This window comes from Vibrio sp. Y176 (assembly GCF_033438945.1).
On the sequence record NZ_JAWOQS010000967.1, the window covers coordinates 1 to 559 of the forward strand.

Sequence of the window (559 nt, forward strand, 5' to 3'; positions counted from 1 at the left end):
TTTTATCCGGTGTAGAAAGACCAATTGAATCACTTCTGCGTGCAATACAAAAGGAAGTGGGGTTATCGAAAGTAACGTTATCGGAAAATCAAAAGGCAGCAACGGAAGTCGCAGGAAAGGTTGCAAAAGTGAAGTTTTCTAATACGGCAGACAAACTCGATATATATTTGCCTGAAGAGAATGGATTTAATGTTGCTCTACCAGGTAAAGAAGTTGAATCCCATTTCACCGAAATCTTACGACTTAGTGAACAAGACTTTGATGATATTCAGCAAGCGATGGTGAATTTGCGTTCGTACTTATCTGATTTGTCTAGCTCTGGGAACAATCAAAAAATTGCTTACAAAAGCATATTGGATGGAACGGTGACTCAGGATGTTGCTGCCTCCTTTGCTAGAGCAAAAGATCTCTTACCAAAACCGTTTAATCAATGGTTGGGAGAGTTGTCACAGGAATCGGTTAAGTTTGCAGAAAGCGGCTCTAAAGATCATCTAAATCAGCTTTGGGTGACTAATGTAGTGCGTCCTTATCAGCGGACTATAGCAGGTAGATACCCATT

General features: G+C 40.4%; 1 pseudogene. It reads left to right on the plus strand.

What is annotated here, in order from left to right:
* Positions 1-559: pseudogene (locus tag R7O13_RS29675) on the plus strand (type VI secretion system membrane subunit TssM); the annotation flags it as partial.